Consider the following 1,671-nt stretch of genomic DNA (forward strand, 5'->3'; position numbering starts at 1 on the left):
CCACGCAGCCCGTCGATGAACTGCAGAAGCATGCTCGCCTTCGTCTCGATGACGCATTCCATCACGAATTTTCCAGTAGAATTCATCACTGCGATCGAAATACTTTCCTTGTGCACGTCCATGCCGACATATTTAGCAATCGTCATAAAGGGTGTTCCTTTCTGGAGAGGTTGAGCTAAGCACTCCAAACCTATTCCAAAAGGGGCGCCTTTTTATAATGTGTAATCCAGCGCCATCTGTGTCTGGATCTGACTGGATGTGAGGAAATCTAAACTACCGAGCTTGGCGGTGCCATGGTCCATTCCAAGGGGGCATAACGCTGCATTGGGTGGCAGAATTGATTGGATTCAGCAGAGACATGACGAAGCCCATCTACTCGATTTGTAACGGATAAGTGTAAGGGGCATCTTCGCCCTGCAGTTGAGTCGACAAAACGTACTTGCCCGGTGTCGCACTTCGCAGGTCGAGAGACACGGTAACCACGGTCCGCGGATCGGCACCCACTTCGGTCCCTCTTGCGCACGCCACGCGATTGAGGCCGTTCTTGTCGGACGCAAACCATGATGGAGTAAGCACCGGGCTGGCTCAGGCGAGGCAGGACAAGTTCCAGCCTTAGCAGCGCGGCTGGAAGATGGAGTGGAGGGTTGCTCGCTGGCTGGTCACCGCGATAGGTTCCATACTGCGAAAGGTCCAGGGTACGATGAAGTTCGGCCGACTGAACCTGGACAACCGTCGGATGTTTACGGTTCCAGACATTGGCAACGACAAACCCAACCAGCAAACATGCCAATCCCATCGCCGCGATAGCAGCGTACCGAAACCTCAGAGAGGCTTCGGCAGGACCTCGGTTCGAAGCGTTAATGCTCTGATGACCGCTACATATTGGGAGATCGGGCGTCGAATCGTCGAGTTTGAGCAGCAGGTCAGGAAAGAGCTGAGTATGGAGAAGCCCTTATCAAACAGCTTGCGGACGATCTGACGCGCCAGTTTGGTCGGGGCTTTGGAGCCGTTAACCTGAGCCAAATGAGACGCTTTTACCTCGTATGGCCGCCTCAGCAGATTTTTCAGACACTGTCTGAAAAATCTTTGGCACTGCCTGAATTGGCTGCGAAGTTCCCGTTGCCGTGGTCCGCCTACGTCCGTCTGCTCTCCGTGAAGGCTCCAGATGCCAGAGCATTCTATGAAACTGAGGCTCTACGTTCCGGCTGGTCGATTCGGCAACTCGACCGTCAGATTGGCAGTCAGTTCTACGAGCGCATCGCACTCTCGAAGAATAAGGCCGCAATGCTGGAAGGCGCGCGGCACGCCGAACCGAGCGATGCCATTACTGCAGAAGAAACTGTTAAAGATCCATTCGTACTGGAGTTCCTCGGTCTAAGGGACGAATACTCGGAGTCTGATCGCGAAGCGGCGCTTATTCACAATCTCACTGATTTTCTCCTGGAGTTGGGTGACGACTTCGCTTTTCTTGGCCGACAAAAGAGGCTTCGTCTCGATGACACTTGGTTTCGTATCGACCTCCTCTTCTTTCACCGACGCCTGCGGTGTTTGGTCGTCATCGAGCTCTTATGTGGTCGGCCACATAAGAGGTCTTGGACTAAACCGCTTCGCGGTATTTAGCACGACCTTTCTATCGCCCAACTCAGGGCATGTTGGGTCGGTAGTAGTTCC

Annotated in this window: 1 protein-coding gene; it reads left to right on the forward strand. The window is 53.7% G+C overall.

Translation table 11 applies throughout. From position 1 onward, the window contains the following. The first annotated feature begins 975 nt into the window (after positions 1 to 975). Complete coding sequence (locus Q363_RS31500) at positions 976 to 1,620, forward strand: PDDEXK nuclease domain-containing protein (protein WP_245632601.1); 645 nt, start codon at positions 976 to 978, stop codon at positions 1,618 to 1,620. The last annotated feature ends 51 nt before the right edge of the window (positions 1,621 to 1,671 follow it).

This window comes from Edaphobacter aggregans DSM 19364, assembly GCF_000745965.1.
Taxonomy (GTDB): domain Bacteria; phylum Acidobacteriota; class Terriglobia; order Terriglobales; family Acidobacteriaceae; genus Edaphobacter; species Edaphobacter aggregans.